Below are 17,982 nucleotides of genomic sequence, written 5' to 3' on the forward strand. Positions count from 1 at the left end.
TCTACTCGTCCGACCCGGACAGCCTCTACTCGTCCGACCCGGACAGTGCCGTCTCCACGCGAGCCCTAGCACCCGCCAGGTGCTCCTCACAGCGCTTGGCGAGCGCTTCGCCACGCTCCCACAGGGCCAACGAGGCGTCGAGGTCCAGACCGCCCTGCTCGAGGATCTTCACGACGCCCACCAATTCGTCGCGGGCAGCTTCGTACCCGAGTTCGCTGATGTCGACGTCTGCTGGGTTGTTGTCGGCGTTGCTCATTTTTCTCTTCCCATTACTGCGGCGCGAACAGCGCCGTCTGCAAGTCGAACTCGTATCTGAGTGCCAGGCGGCGCGTCTTCGACCGAGCGCAGCACTTCCGGATCTCCGTCGGCGATGATGCGCTGCACCACCGCATAGCCGCGGGCCAGCGTGGCTGCCGGACCAAGAGTTGTCAGGCGTGCCCGCAAGTGCTCGACGGTTCGTGATTCGGAGTCGATCAACCTCGTGACATCGCGTCGGCCGGCGGCTTGGAGTCGTTCGATTTCCTCGGCCCGACGGTCGATTGCCAGCAGCGGCGACGCCATTACCGGGCGGGTGCGCAGTTGCTCGATGAGGTGCGACTCGCGCTTGACCCAGCTGCGTAGCGCTGCGGCACTGCGATCGCGGAGTTCGGAAACCAGCGCTGCTTCCGCAACGGCGTCGGGAACTACTCGCTTCGCAGCATCGGTAGGTGTGGCGGCGCGAAGGTCGGCGACGTGGTCGCTCAACGGACTGTCGGGTTCGTGGCCGATCGCGCTGACAACGGGCGTCGTGCACGCGACGATTGCCCGGCACAACGCTTCGTCGGAGAACGGGAGCAGATCTTCGACGCTTCCGCCGCCGCGCGCGAGGATGATGACGTCGACTTCGGGGTTCGCGTCGAGATCCTTCAGTGCCTCGATGATCTGAGGCACCGCGGTCGGACCTTGAACTGCGGTGTTGCGCAACGCAATTGCGACAGCAGGCCAGCGTCGATGGGCGACGGACACGACGTCCTTCTCGGCAGCACTGGCCCGTCCGGTGATCAATCCGATTGTCCCGGGCAGGAACGGCAGCGGTCGCTTGAGCCGGGGATCGAACAGCCCCTCGGCCGCAAGCAGTGCGCGTAGTCGCTCGATGCGCGCGAGCAGCTCACCGATGCCGACGGCTCGGATCTCGGTCACCCGCAGCGAGACGGTGCCGCGTCCGGTGTAGAACGAGAGCTTCCCGAACATCACGACCCGAGAACCTTCCGTCAACGGGACGGGAGAGTTGTGCAGTAGTTGCGGTGAGCACGTAACCGACAACGACATGTCAGCCGACGGATCACGAAGAACCAGAAACGCCGTCCGGGTGCCGGGGCGCGCATTGATCTGGGTGATCTGACCCTCGACCCAAATACTGCCGAGACGGTCGATCCATCCTGCGACCTTGGCCGAGACTGTACGAACCGGCCACGGTTGTTCGGGGGAGCTGGCACCCGAACCCGTCGGGCGTTGTTGTGCGGGCGGACGCTGGGCGGAAGTCACTTTGCCTTGGCTGTGGTGATGCGGTTGGTCAACATGGTGACGTACGGCGCGCGCGAACGAGTTGCGTTCTCGTAGTCGAGCAGCGTCGTCAGGTTCTCCACACTTAACGACTTGATGCGGGCACGCAGCTCTGCGAGCGTGAGGTTGGCGTAGTCCAGTTCGGCGACGATGGGCGGTTCCGACGCAGCGGTGTTGTCGGTATCACTGTCGGGATCAGCCTCCGCGTCCGAGTTGGGCGCGGTCTCGGCTGTGGGGTCGACCGAGTACAGAGCGAACCGACCGGCGTTGGTAGGGCTCTCCCGAGTCTTCGGCGACGACGGCTTCACGTCCTCGTCGAAAACGGCCCACTCCGGCTGCTCGTCATCACCGGACCAGCTGAGCAGCGCAAACGCCTGATCGCCCTTGATTGCGAGGGACGTGATGGACTGCTGCAGCCGCATGCTCGTCTGGAGCATCTGACTGACGGCGGTCATGGGCAGGGCGACTGCGGTTTCCGGAAGCTTCTTGGCTTCTTCCAACGCTGTGACGGCGAGTCCTGCAGCCACACGTGCCACGAACGGGGGTCGAATCATTCCAACAGCTTGCCGTAAAGCACCGACAATCGGTAGCCGACTCGGCTGTTATGCGGAGGTAGACCTTCGCCGAAGTGTTGCACAGGGACGCTGCCAGTAGGCTGGTGCCATGTCTTCGGCTGTTCCTCTCAATCTCGGTATCGCGCACTCCGCGGATTCGGCGTCCATTCGTAAGGGCACAGGCAAGCGGGTACTTCTCGCTGAGCCACGGGGCTACTGCGCCGGCGTCGACCGGGCGGTGGAGACCGTCGAAAAGGCGCTGGAGAAGCACGGCGCGCCCATCTTCGTGCGCAAGGAAATCGTTCACAACCGTCACGTCGTCGAGACGTTGGAAGATCAGGGAGTGATCTTCGTCGACGAAACCGACGAGGTTCCCGAGGGTTCCCTTCTGGTCTTCTCCGCACACGGCGTCTCACCGGCGGTCCACGAATCGGCTGCCGAACGCAATCTGCGCACCATCGACGCGACGTGCCCACTGGTCACCAAGGTGCACCAGGAAGCAAAGCGGTTTGCGCGTGACGACTACGACATCCTGCTCATCGGCCACGAAGGCCACGAGGAAGTCGAAGGCACCGCAGGTGAGGCGCCCAATCACGTCACGATCGTCGACGGCCCCGACTCCGTGGACGCTGTCACTGTCCGCGACGAGAACAAAGTGATCTGGCTGTCGCAGACCACGTTGAGCGTCGACGAGACGATGCAGACTGTCGCTCGTCTGCGAGATCGCTTCCCGAATCTGCAGGATCCGCCGTCCGACGACATTTGCTACGCGACCCAGAACCGCCAGGTCGCCGTCAAGGCCATGGCGCCCGAATGCGATCTGGTGATCGTGGTCGGCTCGCGCAACTCCTCGAACTCGGTTCGATTGGTCGAGGTCGCACTCGGTGCGGGCGCCCGGGCGTCGTACCTGGTCGACTATGCCCGTGAAGTTGATCTGAGCTGGCTCGAGGGCGTCGAGACGGTCGGAATCACGTCCGGCGCTTCCGTCCCGGAGGTGCTGGTTCGCGGAGTGATCGACTTACTGGCAGATCACGGTTTCAAGGATGTGCAGTCGGTGACCACAGCCAACGAGACGCTGGTGTTTGCCCTACCGCGGGAACTGCGAGCAGCCCGCACCCAGTAGACGCTACGAAAAACCCCGAACCAGCACACACAGGTTCGGGGTTTTCGTTTGCACGAAGAGTGTCAGGTCGGCGTTTCGTCGCGGTCGCGGTAACGCACGCGAGGAGCCGGGTAGGCCGGCAGGTCCGCGCCCGCTGGGCGTCGACGCGGGGGGAGCGGCGCGTCGTCTGCCCCACCTGAGGCAAAGAACGGTTCCATGCGTTCTTCGGAGGGGCGACCGGCTTCCGGGGTGCGACGCTCTCCATACGACGGGTACTCGCGACGCTCGTACGAAGGGGAGTCGCTCCGCTCGCTGACCGGCTGGTTGCGTCGCGGCGGTTGGTAGCGGTCGTGGTCTGGTTGGTATCGATCGTGGTCGACGGGAGCGGAGCTACGACGCGGTGGTGTGCGATCAGGCGCGGCAGCCGGGCGGTACGACGGCCGCTCGTTGTAGACAGGACGTTCGCTGTACGCCGGGCGATCGGCGTCGCGGCGGCGGGGTTGCGGTGGGATCAGGTCGGTTGCCTCTGCGGCATCCGGTCGGCTCGGTTCCGGCCGACGGCGACGACGTTGCACCGAATCGGAACCGGCGTCGCCTGCACTACGTGCGCTCTTGGCCGGCGGCGTGTCGCGCCGGGTTCGGGTGGATCGAACCGGACCCGTCGGACGCTGCTGCAGCAGGAAGTAACGCAGGCAGCCGATAATCAGGACCACGATGCTGGTGGCCAGCATGACGGGGAAGCGGTCTACCAGCGGGTATGCGATGTTGATGGCAATGTCGCGGAGTGAAGTGCTGTTTTCCTTGCCGATCAGGGTCTGAGCAACCGGTACCGCGACCAGGAGCAGGAGCGGTGGCTGCGCCATTGCCGTGAACAGTGACTTGTTTGCGGCGGCAACCACGGCAAACAGGCAACCGAGGAAGTAGAACGTCGAGAAGACGGAGGTCAGCTCGCCGCCACCGCCGGATGCATCGATCAGGACACCGATCGAAGTGACTCCGGCAGCGAGCAGAATGACTCCCCACCAGGGCAGGCCGGGGACTGTGACGACCAGAGATCGTTTGTCCAGCGGTACCCCGGAGCGAGCACGTTGGGTTGCAGACACACATTGACATTAGCCGCTTTCTCGGTGTGAGCAGTGTTTGTGCCGGTCGTGGCTTCGGGTTTATCTGTCGGTGGGGTCCTCTACCGTCACTGGAATGAAGATCCTGCACACGTCTGATTGGCACATAGGTCGCACTTTCCATGGTGTGGATTTGTTGGCCGATCAGGCGAGTGTGTTGAACACCATTGCGGCTCTGGTCCGTGAGCACGGCGTGGACGTCGTGGTTGTTCCGGGGGATATCTACGATCGCTCCATTCCCAGTTCCGACGCGGTCACCGTGTGCAATCGAGGGTTCGAGGCCATTCGCGATGCCGGGGCGATCATCGTCGCGACGTCGGGAAATCACGATTCGGCCGTGCGCTTGGGTGCCGGTGCGTCGTTTGCCGCGGCCGGCGGGCTGCATCTGATCACTCGAGTCGGTCAGGTGGATTCACCGGTTGTGGTGCAGGACGAGTTCGGCCCCGTTGTGTTCTACGGAATTCCGTATCTCGAACCGGAGATCACGAGAGTCGAGTTGGACGTGCCCCGTGCGCGGAGTCACTCGGACGTTCTCGGGGCCGCTATGGCCCGGGTGCGGGCAGATCTGACGGGTCGGCAAGAGAGTGACCCGAAAACCCGGTCGGTGCTCTTGGCGCATGCCTTTGTTGTCGGCGGTGAGGCGACGGGTGAGGAGCGTTCCATTTCTGTGGGTGGCGTCGAGACGGTGTCGGCTGGGGAGTTCGACGGTGTCGATTACGTCGCGTTGGGGCACCTCCATTCGCCGCAGATGTTGTCGGAGCGGGTCTGGTATTCGGGATCGCCGTTGCCGTACTCGTTCGGTGAGCGCAGTCATAAGAAGGCGGCGTTGTTGGTCGAACTCGACGGCACCGGTCTTGTCTCGACGTCGCGTCTCGATCTTCCGATTGTTCGGGGATTGCGACAGTTGACGGGCACTCTCGAGGCGTTGCTGAGTTCACCGGATTACGTCGATGCTGAGGATTGTTACGTCTCGGCGCTGCTCACCGATCCGGTTCGCCCGATCGATGCGATGCGCGCGTTGCACACGAGGTTCCCGTTTGCCGTCCATCTCGAATGGCAGCGGCCAGAAGGTAATTCGGAACTCAAATACAGCGACGCGGTGCGTGGTCGAGACGATATCGAGATCGCCCGGGGGTTTGTTTCCGCAGTCCGCAGCGAGCCTACCGAGGGCGAAATCTCTCTGATGCAAGCTGCACTCGGTTCGGCTGATCGAGCCGACGAAGCAACAGCTGAACTGGGCGTGACAGCGTGAGACTTCATACGCTCGAGGTCAAGGCCTTCGGCCCGTTCGCGGACACCGTCACGGTCGATTTCGACAGGCTGGGGGCCGACGGACTTTTCCTGCTGCACGGCGATACCGGCGCGGGTAAAACCACTGTCCTCGACGCCGTTGCCTTTGCGTTGTACGGCCGGGTGCCTGGTGCTCGAAACGAGGGCAAGCGGTTGCTGTCCGATCATGCTCCAGTCGGGTCGGTACCGCAGGTGACGCTTGAAGTGACCATCAGCGGTCGACGCCTCAAACTTGTTCGTAGTCCGGAGTTTTCGCGCCCGAAAAAACGTGGATCCGGGTCGATCGTCGAGAATGCCAAGGCGACCCTGACGTGGCTCGACGGCCGCGGCGAGAACCTTTCGCGAATTCCGGATATCGGCGACGAGATCAACCGACTGATGGGAATGAGTGCCGATCAGTTCTTCCAGGTTGTCCTACTCCCGCAAGGGGAGTTCGCCAAATTCCTTCGAGCCGAGAACGAGGAGCGAGGCAAGCTCCTCGAGCGACTTTTCGACACCAAGAAATTTGTGTCGGTCGAGGCGTGGTTCGACGAGAAGAAGAAAGTCAGTGCCAGCGCTCTCGCCGACAAAGAGCAGGCCGTGCAGGTCTTACTTGCGCGGGTCGAGACTGCCGCGGGTTTGGAAGTAGGAGCGGAAGCGCATCCGCTCGAATGGTCGCGCAAGTTGCTCGCGGAGGCGCAAGACAGCCGCGATCTGGCAAACGGAGTACTCGAGAAGTCCAAAGCTGCTGCAGCGGAGGCAAACCGAATTATAGGGGTTGCCGAGCGTGCCGCGGATTTGGTGCGTCGCCGAGACCGTGCGCGCGCAGAGATCATTGCCCTGGACGAGGGGTCGGCAGATCTGGCCGTCATTTCGAGTGAGTTGGCTACAGCCACACGGGCGCAACCGGTTTCGGTAATCTCTCAGGATTCGGACGCGGCGCAGCGGGCAATGGCGTCGGCACTCGCGCAGGCTGAGAAGGCGGTGGCGCGGTACTCGGAGCACGGCGGTCCCGACATCTTCAGCGGGGGACTGTGGCCGCCGCGAGACGGTGAGCGCGGCGAGGTCTTGGCTCAGGTCCGAGACTGGCGAGACGAGATCGTGCGACTGGATTCGGTGGCAGAGCAGGCACGGGTCGCGGATGCGGCAGAATCGGAGATCGGCACACTGTCGGCGCGGCACGCCAAGATGATCGCCCGCACCGAGGATATCGTGCGTGAGCGTTCGCAGCTTCCGGAGCAATTGAGCTCTGCCGCATCGGAACTCGCCGATGCGCAGCGATGCGAAGCGTCGTTGCCGGGCCTTCGAGCTGCCTATGCAGCAGCGGCGGACAGTGCTTCGGCCGCGCACGACATCGTTGGTGTGCGGGCAACGGCCGAGGCAATGCGCTCCGCAGTGCTTGATGCGCGGGGCTCCCATCAGGCGGCGCGTGGTCGGTGGCTCGATCGGGTGCAAACACGTATCGAGGGAATGGCGGCGGAGCTGGCCGGTTCGCTGAAACCGGGCGACGCGTGTCAGGTGTGTGGTTCCCCGGAACATCCAGCTCTGGCGCAGCCCGGAACCGACACCGTCACCGAGGCTGACGTCGAGAAAGCCGCAGCACTCGAACGCGCCGCAGAAGGTGCTTTGACGGTCGTTCTCGAGCAGGAGAGCGCACTGGCGTTGGAGATCGAGCGTTTGATCGCCCGCGGCGGCGGCGGTGATGTCGCGGAACTCGAGGCAGCGCGAGACAAGGCACAAGCGGATCTCGAGAGTGCGACATCCACGGCGCGTCGGGCAGCCGATTTGGCTGCCAAGGCAGCGGAACTCAGTGGCCGCGACAACACACTCGAGCAGGAGTCCGCAGCGTTGGCCACGGAGGCGGCCACAGTCATCGAGCGCATCTCGGCTCTGACGCTGCGAGCACAGGAAATTCGTGCGGCGATTGTCTTTGCGGCGGGCGAGGATTCGAGCATCGCGGCAAGGCGGGCACGATTCGATACCTGGGCAACCGCTGCGACGACGGCTTCGGAAGCTCGCGACGAGGCCGCCCGCGCGAAAACTCGAGCTGTCGAGTTGTCGACAAAACTGGTGGATGCAGCACTCTCCGCTGGTTTCGAGTCGGTCCCGGCCGCGCTGGCAGCTGTTCGGACGCACGCACGTATCGCGGCTATCGAGGCTGACGTTGCCCGGGCACGTGATCGCAGAGTCGCTGCGCGTTCAGTTCTCGACGATCCGGATGTTGCTGCAACGGCTGATATTGCGACCGTGGATGTGGATGGACCAGCACTGGTTTCGCGTGAATGCGCGGCGGCAGCCAACGAGGCTGTGGCAGCGGCGTCGTTGGCGGAGAGTCGGGTGTCGAACCTCGAGCGGCTCAACAGCCAACTCGAGAATGCCTACGAGGCAATCGCGCCGCAGCGAGCGCGTCACGACGAGTTGGCAGCGCTGGCAGACGTGATCGCGGGCAAGGGGCAGAACAGCCGCAAGATGTCATTGCGGTCATATGTGTTGGCGTCGCGGCTCGAGGAAGTGGCACTGTCTGCGTCGGTTCGGTTGCGCCGAATGTCCGGTGGACGATACGAATTCGTTCACAGTGACGAAGCCGGATCCCGTGGTCGCCGCGGTGGGCTCGGGCTTGATATTCGTGACGATTTCACCGGCGTCGTGCGGTCGGCAAAAACGCTGTCGGGCGGTGAGTCCTTCTTGGCGTCACTGTCGTTGGCGTTGGGGCTTGCCGACGTTGTCGCGGCTGAATCCGGTGGCGTTGTGCTGGACACAATGTTCATCGACGAGGGATTCGGAACGCTCGATGCAGACACACTCGACTCGGTGATGGGTGTACTGGACGAACTTCGCGACGGTGGACGTGTTGTCGGGATAGTCAGTCACGTCGACGAAATGCGACAGCGAATCCCGAGTCGCCTGCACGTCATTCGGGGACGTGCAGGCTCCTCGGTGGAATTGATTGCCGGCTGATCAGGCCTTCTGGTCTCCGGCGGTGTTTGTACTGTTCTCGGATTGTTCGACCAGATCGGCGGCGTCGCCCTTCGGCATAGGTTCGTTGTCGGTGGCGCGTTCGTCGATCTGCTCGCCGATGTAGCGGATCACGACGGCGGCGACAGCGGCCACGGGGACGGCGAGGAATGCACCGATGATTCCGTAGAGGGAGCTACCCGCCGCGACGGCAAGAAGCACGATAACCGCGTGGAGTTTCATCGACTTGCTTTGCAGGACAGGCTGAAGGACGTTTCCTTCGATCTGCTGCACCAGGAGGATGATGATCAACACGATGATCGCGGTGGTCAGGCCGTTGGCAACCAATGCAACCAACACCGCAAGGGCGCCGGCAACAAATGCGCCCACAATCGGAATGAAGCCGCCGATGAAGGTGAGAATCGCGAGCACGGGTGCCAGGGGGACGCCGAGGATCAACAGTCCGGCGCCGATGAACACCGCGTCGATCAGACTCACCAGAGCCTGGGTGCGGATGAACCCACCAAGGGTGTCCCACATACGCGTCAGAACTTCTTCGAGGTGCCGTCCGGCCTTTCCGCCGCCAACCGCGTGGAGCCACGGGATGAATCGGGGGCCGTCCTTGATGAAGAAGAACGACAGGACCAGAACGAGGCCCAGGGTGACCAGTAGGGAGCCGGCGGTGCTCACGCCACTGAAAACGCCTGAGGCGATAGCGGTTCCGCTCTCCTGGACCTTGGCGACAACTGAATGGATGGCGTTGTCGATCTGATCGTCTTGCAGGTTCAGCGGCGGTCCTTGGAGCCAGTCCTGGACTTGGTTGATGCCCTCGGTTGTCTTGTTCGCGAGTTCAGGGGCCTGCCCGACTACCGACGGGATGATTCCGGCGATCACACCGGCGAGCACACCGATCGACAGCAGCAGGGTGATGCCGGCAGCTGCTGCGGGCGGCAATCCGCGTTTGACCATTTCGCGAGTGGGCGGCCACATGACAGTCGCAAGGACAATCGCCAGAGCCACGGGCAGCACAATTACCCATAGCTTTTCGACGAGCCAGCCGAAAATCAATGCGCCGATCGAAATGGATGCCAACACCAACGACCATTTGGCGAGCCACAGGCCGCCCTGCCCGATGATCTCGCCACGGTCGCGTGTACGCGCGGGAGTCGGCCCAGCTACCTCGTTGCCTTGCTCGCTCACTGATCGTCCTTTCGGTCGGCGTGGGGTTCTCCCCGCCGATGTAATTGACGTGGTTTCGCTTGCCTGATCGTAACGCTGTCCGAATTGGTGCAGTACGCACGACGCTAACGGTTGGTCCGTATCTGGCGGCGTCGGTGCGCGACTACCATCTTCGCTATGAGAATTGCAGCAGCAGTTGTGGCAGCAACAATCGTCGTTCTGGGTCTCACCGCGTGCAGTGAGGAACAGACGAACGATGCACAGGACAAGGTCAACAGCGCGATCACCAGTGGGCAGCAGGCTTTCGAGACTGCAAAAGAGTCAGCGGGCACTGCCATCGATCAGGGAAAGTCTGCCCTGTTCGTAGCAACGTTCCGCGGTGCGTACGCGCCGTTGGCTGCTGATCGTGATGACGCGGACATCGAGAAGATCCTGACGGCAACGTGTGACGAAGTCGCCAAGGGGACCGACGAGGCAGACGTGAAGGCAGAGATCATCACTCTGGCGGAAAACAATGGAACTGTTCCGACTCAGGAGCAGGCCGACCACATTTACTCTCTGGCCAAGGCAGCCTGCCCCTGATCGTCAGTCAGCAGCAGCGGGCACCAGGATTGCTGTCTGCTGCTGCGTGACGTCGACGCCAGAACTCACGCTCGCTCAGAAGCGGCGCATCGGTGTGGTTCCGCCGTGTGTGTTCGACGTACCGGGCGTAGTCCAGATCGCCCATCACCGAACGGATCCACCACAGGATGCCGCGCAGGGTTGTTGCGACGTGTGCAGTCATGATCAGTGCCCACTTGCATGTGCGGCGCCGGGTGCGCGAACTTTACCCGCCTTGATGAGCTCGTCCCATTCCTTCTGAACTTCCTTTTCTGCCGGTGTCGGGACGAAGCTCGCGGGGCCGAAGATCTTCGACGGCTCCTCGGGGGATTCGGTAGTGGGTAGGCCGCCGGCCCTGATTGCCTTGATGCACACGATGATTCCGGCAATCACCACGACGATGACGAGTGACGCGAAGATGATCGACAACGTGCCCTGAATGAACGTGTTGCGAATGACGGCGTCGATTGCTTCGGGAGTCTTCGCTGAGCCGTGCGACGTCTCGCCGGCGGCTTTTGCGTCCTTGAACACGTTGTGCTGAGCCCAGTATCCGATTGCCGGATTGTCGGAGAAGATCTTCTGCCACGACGCCGTCATGGTGACAATCAAGTCCCACACCAACGGAACTCCGGGGATCCAGGCCCACTTGAACAGTCCCTTTTTCATCACGATCGTCATGACCACTGTCAGCGCGATTGCCGCGAGTAGCTGATTGGCGATTCCGAACAGAGGGAAGAGCGTGTTGATGCCGCCGAGTGGATCGGTGACGCCCATCAGCAGGATTGCGCCCCACGCTGCAACAACGATCAGCGAGCAGAGCCACGCACCGATGCGCCACGACGGATCCTTGAACTTCTTTGCGGGACCACCGAAGTTACCCAGCGAGTCCGAGAGCATGAACCGCGCAACTCGGGTGCCGGCGTCGATGGTCGTGAGAATGAAGAGGGCCTCGAACATGATCGCGAAGTGATACCAGAACGATTTCAGTGAGTCACCACCGAACACGTCGCTGAGGACTTCGGACATGCCGAACGCCAGTGTCGGAGCGCCGCCTGTTCTCGAGATGATCGATTCCTCGCCGACGGCCTCAGCTGCCTGGGACAGGACGTCGGGGGAGATGGGATCGATGCCGAGCGGCAGGTTGTTGACGTATTCCGCTGCGGTTTCGGGTGTTCCACCGGTCAGTGCGGCGGGAGCGTTGAGCGCGAAGTACAGGTGCTGATCGAGGATGCAGGCGGTAACCAGGGCCATGATGGCGACAAACGATTCGGTCAACATGCCGCCGTAGCCGATCATCCTGGTCTGGCTTTCCTTCTCCAGCAGCTTCGGTGTGGTTCCCGACGCGATCAGCGCATGGAATCCCGAGAGTGCGCCGCAGGCGATGGTGATGAACAGGAATGGGAACAGTGCGCCGGCAAAGGCAGGTCCCTCTCCGTTGGAAGCGAACGGCGTCACAGCAGGCATGTTCAGTGCTGGTCGTGCAACCAGAATTCCGATGGCCAGCAAGGCAATAGTGCCGACCTTCATGAACGTCGACAGGTAGTCGCGGGGAGCGAGGAGCAGCCACACGGGCAGGACCGAGGCGGCAAATCCGTACGCGATCATCAGCCACGCGATGGTGACCTTGGACAGCGTGAACCAGTCTGCGCCCCAACCGGTATCGGCGACCCAGCCGCCGGAGACGATTGCCAGCAGCAGCAGGACCACGCCGATCATCGAGACCTCGGAGACCTTGCCGGGGCGAAGGTAACGCAGGTAGACGCCCATGAACAGTGCGATGGGGATAGTCATCGCGATAGAGAAGACGCCCCAAGGACTTTCGGCGAGCGCGTTGACAACCACCAGTCCGAGAACGGCGATGAGGATGATCATGATGACAAAAACGCCGATCAATGCCGCGACGCCCCCGACGAGGCCAAGTTCTTCACGGGCCATCTGACCGAGACTGCGGCCGCGTCGTTTCGACGAGATCCACAGAACCAGGAAATCCTGAACGGCGCCGGCAAAGACGACTCCGATGATGATCCACAGAGTGCCTGGTAGATAACCCATTTGCGCGGCCAGGACCGGACCGACCAGTGGGCCGGCGCCCGCGATGGCTGCGAAGTGATGGCCGAAGAGGACCCGTCGATCCGTCGGCATGTAGTCCGCGCCGTTTTCCATGATTTCGGCGGGGGTGGCGACGTCGTCGCGTGGTTTGACGATTTTGCGTTCGATCAACCGCGCGTAGAACCGATAGGCGATCAGGTAGGTGCAGATTGCGGCCAACACGAACCAGACGGCGCTGATGTGTTCATTTCGCACTATCGCGATCATGTACCAGGCGAGGCCGCCTACCAGTCCGATGACCAGGAATACGAAGCGAGCAGTCGGTGAGATGGGGGTGCGGTCCACCACGCCGACCGGTGGCAGGTCAGGGTCTGTTTTCAGGTACTCGACATTCGGTTCCGGCGCCGTCGTCAGGCTCATCGTCGAACTCCGTCCACTAGTTCAGATGTGGCCGCCGTCACAGCGAGCCATCTGTCACTGTAGGACTAGAAGTGTGAATCCGCGCGGTACCTGGCCGGTATTTCAGAATCGATGGGCGTCGGCGTCGATCCAGTCGGTGCGCCAGCTTTGTGGCGGGGAGTCGAGGAGTTCGCCGGGCATGAGCCAATCGAAGAGATCGGCATACGTCCGGGTTGTGAGGCCGTCGATCCGACGGTTGAGCATCGCCGGTTCCAGTTGATCGAACGAGTCGACACCCATCGACGCGATCATCTGTTGTGCGCTGGCGACGGTTGCCTTCTGGAATCGATACACGCGTTCGCTCTTGTCGGGGATGTCGAGGGCGCGCGTGCGGGCCGGGTCTTGAGTCGCAACGCCGACGGGACAGCGGTTGGTGTGGCACATCTGGGCCTGAATGCAGCCAACGGCGAACATCATTGCGCGGGCGGCCATCGTGAAATCGGCTCCCTGAATAATGCGCTTGACGATGTCGGAGCCGCTGGCAACCTTGCCGGACGCACCGACCTTCACGAGATCCCGTAATCCCGTCCCCACCAACGCGTTGTGGACCAACATCAATCCCTCGGTGAGCGGCATACCCATGTGGTCTTCGAACTCGACCGGACCTGCTCCGGTGCCGCCCTCGGAACCGTCGACGATGATGAAGTCGGGCGTGATGCCGCGCTCGATCATCGCCTTGCAAATGCCGAGGAACTCACGGCGCGAGCCCACACACAGTTTCAATCCGACGGGCTTGCCGCCGGACAACGTTCGCAGAGTGTGGACGAAGTCGACCAGTTCGACAGGTGTGTCGAATGTGGTGTGCGCGGGCGGCGATATGACGGTCTGGCCGACGGGAACGCCTCGGGTATCGGCGATTTCGGGGGTGACCTTGACTCCGGGAAGTACCCCACCCAATCCGGGCTTGGCGCCTTGTGAGAGCTTGATCGAAATGGCCTTCACCTGGTCGAGAGCCGCACGCTCGGCAAAGCGGTCCGGATCGAACCGCCCGTCCTCGGTTCGGCATCCGAAGTATCCGGAGGCGATTTCCCAGATCAGGTCGCCGCCGTGTTTGCGGTGATACGGACTGATGGCGCCTTCGCCGGTGTCGTGGGCAAAACCGCCCTTCGCGGCGCCCGCGTTAAGCGCCTCGATTGCGTTGGCGGACAACGACCCGAAGCTCATCGCGGAGACGTTCAGAAGAGCGATGTCGTACGGTTTGGTGCAATCGCGTCCGCCGAGGCGAACTCTCGGAATGGTGTCGGAGGCTTTGCGGGCCCGGATCGAGTGTGTCATGAACTCGTAGCCGATTGCATTGACGTCGCGCTCGGTCCCGAACGGTTCCTCGGCCAGAGTGCCCTTTGCGCGTTCGTAGACCAGATCGCGTGTCTCCCGGTCGAATGGCGTTCCATCGGTGGATGATTCGACGAAGTACTGCTGAATCTCCGGTCGGATCTTTTCGAGCAGAAAGCGGGCGTGTCCGAGAACGGGATAGTTTCGCAGAATGCTGTGCCGCCGCTGAGTCAGGTCGTAGGTGCCCACCGCGGCCAGAGCGAGCGCGACGACAGCGATCACCCACCACGCCGGGGCGACGACGCTCGCGAGCGTCGCGGCTCCGAGACCAACTATCCACATGGCGAGCACGATCAGCATCCGGGTCACACGGCGAGCGTAGGCGTTCACTACGACGCGGCAACGCTTGCTTCCATTAGGTTCTGCAGTAGAGGAACCGAAACCGAGTCTTTGGGGGAACGATGACCGAACCGCAGGAACCGAAACCGACATACGGCGAGATGCCGAGTTACGACCAATCAGGCGCCGCCGGCCAGCAGTATCAGCAGTACCCGACCGAGCAGTACCCGTCGGGTCAGCAGTACGGCACGCAGCAGCAATATGCCGCTCCACAGACCTACGCGCAGCCTCAGTACGGGCCGCCGAAATCGAATGCGGGTTGGGCCGTCGCCGCGATCATCTTCTTCTGGCCCGTCGCGTTTGCCGCGTTCAACCATCTGCACGACATTTATCCGAAGTGGGCGATGGGTGATCACCAGGGCGCGCAGTACGCGTCGGAGCGGGTGAAGAAGTTAGGACAGATCGCGCTCTTGATTGCCGTTATCGGATGGATTCTGCTGATCGCGTTCTACGTCATCTTCCTGGTCGCGGTCGTGGCGTCCGTCGACAACTACAACTACAACTGATCACCTGCGGCGACGTGACGGTGGGGCGAGTTCCCGGCGCGTCGCCGCGAGGCCGTAGAATCCACAGACCGTGAGCCTTACCCTCGGAATCGTCGGACTGCCCAACGTCGGCAAGTCCACCCTTTTCAATGCACTGACCAACAACGACGTGTTGGCAGCGAACTACCCGTTCGCGACCATCGAACCCAACGTCGGCCTGGTCGAGCTGCCCGATCCGCGGCTGCAGAAGCTCGCCGAGATCTTCGGCTCCGAGCGCATCCTTCCCGCGACCGTGTCGTTCGTCGACATCGCGGGAATCGTGAAGGGCGCCTCCGAGGGCGCCGGCCTTGGCAACAAGTTCCTCGCCAACATTCGTGAAGCCGACGCAATCTGCCAGGTAGTGCGCGTTTTCGCCGACGACGACGTCATCCACGTCGACGGCAAGGTCGACCCGGCCTCCGATATCGAGGTCATCGAGACCGAGCTCGTGATCGCAGACATGCAGACACTCGAGAAGGCTCTCCCGCGTCTGGACAAGGAAGCTCGCAAGAACAAGGAGCTCAAGCCGGCCCACGACGAGGCACTCAAGGCTCAGGCATTCCTCAACGAGGGCACGACGCTCTTCAGCGTCAAGGACAAGCTCGACTTCTCGCTGCTGCGTGAACTGAGCCTGCTCACCACCAAGCCCTTCCTCTACGTCTTCAACGCCGACGAGTCGGTGCTCACCGACGCGGCGAAGGTTGCGGAACTGCGCGCATCCGTTGCTCCGGCCGACGCCGTGTTCCTCGACGCGAAGGTCGAGCAGGAACTGCTCGAGCTGGACGAGGAAGACCGCCAGGAAATGCTCGACTCGATCGGTCAGACCGAGCCTGGCCTGCACGCCCTCGCGCGCACTGGTTTCCACACCCTCGGGCTGCAGACCTACCTGACGGCAGGTCCGAAGGAAGCTCGCGCCTGGACCATCCACAAGGGCGATACCGCGCCCCAGGCTGCCGGCGTCATTCACACCGACTTCGAGCGCGGCTTCATCAAGGCTGAAATCGTGTCCTTCGACGACCTCGTCGAGGCGGGCTCCATGGCCGCAGCCAAGGCTGCCGGCAAGGTCCGCATGGAGGGCAAGGACTACATCATGGCCGACGGCGATGTGGTGGAGTTCCGCTTCAACGTCTAAATCCGCCGTACTGCCGCAGGGCAATTGTGCAACCGCAGGGAGAACTGTCCGCGCGGCTGCACAATTGCCCTGCGGCGTCTGGTCCTCACCTCACCGGCATCTCGCTGAGCGTCCGCCGCGTGACAAACCGCCGCGCTCTCCCCGACAACGGATCGGTGAATTCGAGTTCCCGCGCGAGCAATTGGAGCGGGAGGGAATGATCGTCCGGGGCGTCGGGCAGCAGCTCGGGGTATCGCCGGTCGCCCAGGATCCCGGCGCCGAGAGCTGCCAAATGCACCCGCAACTGGTGCATCCGTCCGGAGCTCGGACGTAGAACCGTGTGCAGCACTGTACGTCCGGAGGCGCTCACGCCCGTCCCTCGCGCCTCGATCATGGTCTCGGAGTTAGGTTCACGGCTGTCGTCGACGAGGACCCGTAACTCGCCGCGCCGAGCTTCGATGTGGTTGCGGTAGACGAGGGGACCGTTGGATTCGCTGAGCGCCGGTGCGCCCTGGACCCACCGGGGCGGTCGCGCCGACACTGCCTCGTAGACCTTCGTGACCTGCCGCTTCTCGAACAGTGACTGGTACGCGCCGCGCGTCGCGGGGCAGGTCGAGAACATCACCACGCCTGCGGTGCCGCGGTCGAGTCGATGGATCGGGGTCAGATCTGGGTTGTCGAGGCGGACCCGCAGTCGGACGAGCGCCGACTCGCGCAGGTAGCGCCCGCTGGGGGTGGTCGGGAGAAAATGTGGCTTGTCGATTACGACGAGATCGTCGTCGACGTGCAGGATCTCTTCGCGGAACGGCACCGGGTCCTCCGCCGGCAACTCACGGTAGTACCAGACGAACTGGTGCGCGCTGAATTCTGTGCTCCGGCAGATCGGGTGGCCGTCGATACCCACGAACTCGCCGGCGTCGAACCGCCGAAATAGGTTTTCGGCGTCCAGGTGGTCGAACTTCGCCACGACGTACTCGGCGATCGTCGCCCACGGCCCGGCCAGTGGGATGCGGAGGCGCGTCGGGCCAACTCCGTTCTTGACGGGCAGCGGTGGGGTCATCGACACGCATGTCATCATCCCACCGGTCGCTGGCCAGTGGCGATTCGGTGTGGCGTCGACGGGGACGTCCCCGCGGGGACGCCGGGGACCGCTCTCGGATCGGGTGCCACGCCACCCACGACATTTGGATCAGAAAAATCAGTAGCGCGGACCACAGAAGGGTCCGCATGGTCTCGACAGACAAGATCGCAGTCGAAAAGCGCTGCGGTCCATACCTTCTGTAGCTCAATTGGTGAGAGCACCCGACTGTGACTCGGGCGACGGCGGATCGTAACCGCCCAGAGGGACTCAGCTCAGATACGCAACAAGGGCTTCGGCCAGAGTCTGAAGAACCCACATGAATTGCCGTGTGTTCTCGTGTTGCCATTTTGAGGAAGCTGAATCCGCAGGGCGATTATGCGCTCGCGTGGATGATCAGCCGCGCGTACGCATAATTGCCCTGCGGTGTCGGACATGCGCGTCCGGGCCCTACACGTAACGACCTGAAGCCCTCAGCCGGGACAACTGTTCGACCAACCTCAGGCGATGTTCTCTGAACCTCCGGGCAGCATCACCGTTGCCTGTGAGTTCCGCGTCAGCCAGTAGGTATTCACAGTTGTCCAGCTGATCCGTCAAGGTCATCACCTGAAGTCACCTCTCATCGCCTGAATAAGTACCGATCCAGAATGCAGGCGGGGGCGGCTGGAGACATCCGCTGAACTACCTATCCAGGTACCTATCTGGCGCCACCACACTGTCGTCGGTAACGATCCAGCGACACCTGCGGTCAAAGTTGCGCATGGTTCG

The 17,982-nt window shown here is 62.6% G+C and carries 15 protein-coding genes and 1 tRNA gene; 7 read left to right on the top strand and 9 right to left on the bottom strand.

Translation table 11 applies throughout. The features are described 5' to 3' along the window. Positions 1 to 25: 25 nt before the first annotated feature. From V2B23_RS12080 to V2B23_RS12090, 3 genes are read right to left on the bottom strand one after another with little or no spacing between them, the layout of a single operon-like run. Positions 26 to 256: an exodeoxyribonuclease VII small subunit gene (locus V2B23_RS12080; RefSeq protein WP_430950548.1), complete on the bottom strand. Its 231-nt coding sequence runs from the start codon at positions 254 to 256 to the stop codon at positions 26 to 28. Continuing rightward, a complete protein-coding gene (xseA, locus tag V2B23_RS12085; RefSeq protein ID WP_430950549.1) occupies positions 253 to 1,524 on the bottom strand; it encodes an exodeoxyribonuclease VII large subunit in 1,272 nt (423 codons plus the stop codon). The genes V2B23_RS12080 and xseA overlap by 4 nt, the downstream gene beginning before the upstream one ends. Continuing rightward, positions 1,521 to 2,096, bottom strand: a complete 576-nt coding sequence (locus V2B23_RS12090; RefSeq protein ID WP_430950550.1) for a lipid droplet-associated protein — start codon at positions 2,094 to 2,096, stop codon at positions 1,521 to 1,523. The genes xseA and V2B23_RS12090 overlap by 4 nt, the downstream gene beginning before the upstream one ends. Positions 2,097 to 2,205: 109 nt before the next feature. On the opposite strand from V2B23_RS12090, the gene V2B23_RS12095 reads away from it, so the two are divergent. Next, the gene (locus V2B23_RS12095) at positions 2,206 to 3,219 is read left to right on the top strand and encodes a 4-hydroxy-3-methylbut-2-enyl diphosphate reductase (protein WP_430950551.1); all 1,014 of its coding nucleotides are present in this window, start codon (positions 2,206 to 2,208) and stop codon (positions 3,217 to 3,219) included. 62 nt (positions 3,220 to 3,281) lie between these two features. Here V2B23_RS12095 and V2B23_RS12100 read toward each other — a convergent pair whose 3' ends face one another. Beyond that, a complete protein-coding gene (locus V2B23_RS12100; RefSeq protein ID WP_430950552.1) occupies positions 3,282 to 4,301 on the bottom strand; it encodes a DUF6542 domain-containing protein in 1,020 nt (339 codons plus the stop codon). A 94-nt stretch (positions 4,302 to 4,395) separates the two neighbouring features. On the opposite strand from V2B23_RS12100, the gene V2B23_RS12105 reads away from it, so the two are divergent. Together V2B23_RS12105 and V2B23_RS12110 are read left to right on the top strand one after the other, a co-directional pair. Then, positions 4,396 to 5,571, top strand: coding sequence for an exonuclease SbcCD subunit D (locus V2B23_RS12105; RefSeq protein WP_430950553.1), 1,176 nt, complete (start codon positions 4,396 to 4,398; stop codon positions 5,569 to 5,571). Next, entirely contained in the window at positions 5,568 to 8,546 is a 2,979-nt protein-coding gene (locus V2B23_RS12110) for an AAA family ATPase (RefSeq protein WP_430950554.1), read from the top strand. The genes V2B23_RS12105 and V2B23_RS12110 overlap by 4 nt, the downstream gene beginning before the upstream one ends. On the opposite strand, the gene V2B23_RS12115 is transcribed toward V2B23_RS12110, so the two are convergent. Continuing rightward, the gene (locus V2B23_RS12115; protein WP_430950555.1) at positions 8,547 to 9,743 is read right to left on the bottom strand and encodes an AI-2E family transporter; all 1,197 of its coding nucleotides are present in this window, start codon (positions 9,741 to 9,743) and stop codon (positions 8,547 to 8,549) included. Positions 9,744 to 9,899: 156 nt separating this feature from the next. Between V2B23_RS12115 and V2B23_RS12120 the strand changes: the two genes are divergently transcribed. Further along, entirely contained in the window at positions 9,900 to 10,304 is a 405-nt protein-coding gene (locus tag V2B23_RS12120; RefSeq protein ID WP_430950556.1) for a hypothetical protein, read from the top strand. A 7-nt stretch (positions 10,305 to 10,311) separates the two neighbouring features. Here V2B23_RS12120 and V2B23_RS12125 read toward each other — a convergent pair whose 3' ends face one another. From V2B23_RS12125 to V2B23_RS12135, 3 genes are all read right to left on the bottom strand, one after another. Further along, the gene (locus V2B23_RS12125; RefSeq protein WP_033234491.1) at positions 10,312 to 10,506 is read right to left on the bottom strand and encodes a YbdD/YjiX family protein; all 195 of its coding nucleotides are present in this window, start codon (positions 10,504 to 10,506) and stop codon (positions 10,312 to 10,314) included. 2 nt (positions 10,507 to 10,508) lie between these two features. Beyond that, positions 10,509 to 12,791, bottom strand: a complete 2,283-nt coding sequence (locus V2B23_RS12130) for a carbon starvation CstA family protein (protein ID WP_430950557.1) — start codon at positions 12,789 to 12,791, stop codon at positions 10,509 to 10,511. A gap of 102 nt (positions 12,792 to 12,893) precedes the next feature. Next, on the bottom strand, positions 12,894 to 14,471 hold the full coding sequence (locus tag V2B23_RS12135) for an FMN-binding glutamate synthase family protein (RefSeq protein WP_430950558.1): 1,578 nt from the start codon (positions 14,469 to 14,471) through the stop codon (positions 12,894 to 12,896). Between the two features lie 92 nt (positions 14,472 to 14,563). On the opposite strand from V2B23_RS12135, the gene V2B23_RS12140 reads away from it, so the two are divergent. Together V2B23_RS12140 and ychF are read left to right on the top strand one after the other, a co-directional pair. After that, positions 14,564 to 15,007, top strand: coding sequence for a CD225/dispanin family protein (locus tag V2B23_RS12140; RefSeq protein WP_430950559.1), 444 nt, complete (start codon positions 14,564 to 14,566; stop codon positions 15,005 to 15,007). Between the two features lie 70 nt (positions 15,008 to 15,077). Next, complete coding sequence (gene ychF / locus V2B23_RS12145; RefSeq protein ID WP_430950560.1) at positions 15,078 to 16,157, top strand: redox-regulated ATPase YchF; 1,080 nt, start codon at positions 15,078 to 15,080, stop codon at positions 16,155 to 16,157. 85 nt (positions 16,158 to 16,242) lie between these two features. On the opposite strand, the gene V2B23_RS12150 is transcribed toward ychF, so the two are convergent. Further along, complete coding sequence (locus V2B23_RS12150) at positions 16,243 to 17,214, bottom strand: pseudouridine synthase (RefSeq protein ID WP_430950561.1); 972 nt, start codon at positions 17,212 to 17,214, stop codon at positions 16,243 to 16,245. A 196-nt stretch (positions 17,215 to 17,410) separates the two neighbouring features. On the opposite strand from V2B23_RS12150, the gene V2B23_RS12155 reads away from it, so the two are divergent. Then, positions 17,411 to 17,483 (top strand) — tRNA-His (locus V2B23_RS12155). The last annotated feature ends 499 nt before the right edge of the window (positions 17,484 to 17,982 follow it).

Origin of the sequence: Rhodococcus sp. 24CO (assembly GCF_050586165.1) — a bacterium.
GTDB lineage: Bacteria > Actinomycetota > Actinomycetes > Mycobacteriales > Mycobacteriaceae > Rhodococcus_F.

What these genes read in the sequence shown, in the direction of transcription:
- V2B23_RS12080 (WP_430950548.1), bottom strand. Translation starts at nt 256, where the DNA reads ATGAGCAACGCCGACAACAACCCAGCAGACGTCGACATCAGCGAACTC.
- V2B23_RS12090 (WP_430950550.1), bottom strand. Translation starts at nt 2,096, where the DNA reads ATGATTCGACCCCCGTTCGTGGCACGTGTGGCTGCAGGACTCGCCGTC.
- V2B23_RS12095 (WP_430950551.1), top strand. Translation starts at nt 2,206, where the DNA reads ATGTCTTCGGCTGTTCCTCTCAATCTCGGTATCGCGCACTCCGCGGAT.
- V2B23_RS12105 (WP_430950553.1), top strand. Translation starts at nt 4,396, where the DNA reads ATGAAGATCCTGCACACGTCTGATTGGCACATAGGTCGCACTTTCCAT.
- V2B23_RS12120 (WP_430950556.1), top strand. Translation starts at nt 9,900, where the DNA reads ATGAGAATTGCAGCAGCAGTTGTGGCAGCAACAATCGTCGTTCTGGGT.
- V2B23_RS12125 (WP_033234491.1), bottom strand. Translation starts at nt 10,506, where the DNA reads ATGACTGCACACGTCGCAACAACCCTGCGCGGCATCCTGTGGTGGATC.
- V2B23_RS12130 (WP_430950557.1), bottom strand. Translation starts at nt 12,791, where the DNA reads ATGAGCCTGACGACGGCGCCGGAACCGAATGTCGAGTACCTGAAAACA.
- V2B23_RS12140 (WP_430950559.1), top strand. Translation starts at nt 14,564, where the DNA reads ATGACCGAACCGCAGGAACCGAAACCGACATACGGCGAGATGCCGAGT.
- V2B23_RS12150 (WP_430950561.1), bottom strand. Translation starts at nt 17,214, where the DNA reads ATGATGACATGCGTGTCGATGACCCCACCGCTGCCCGTCAAGAACGGA.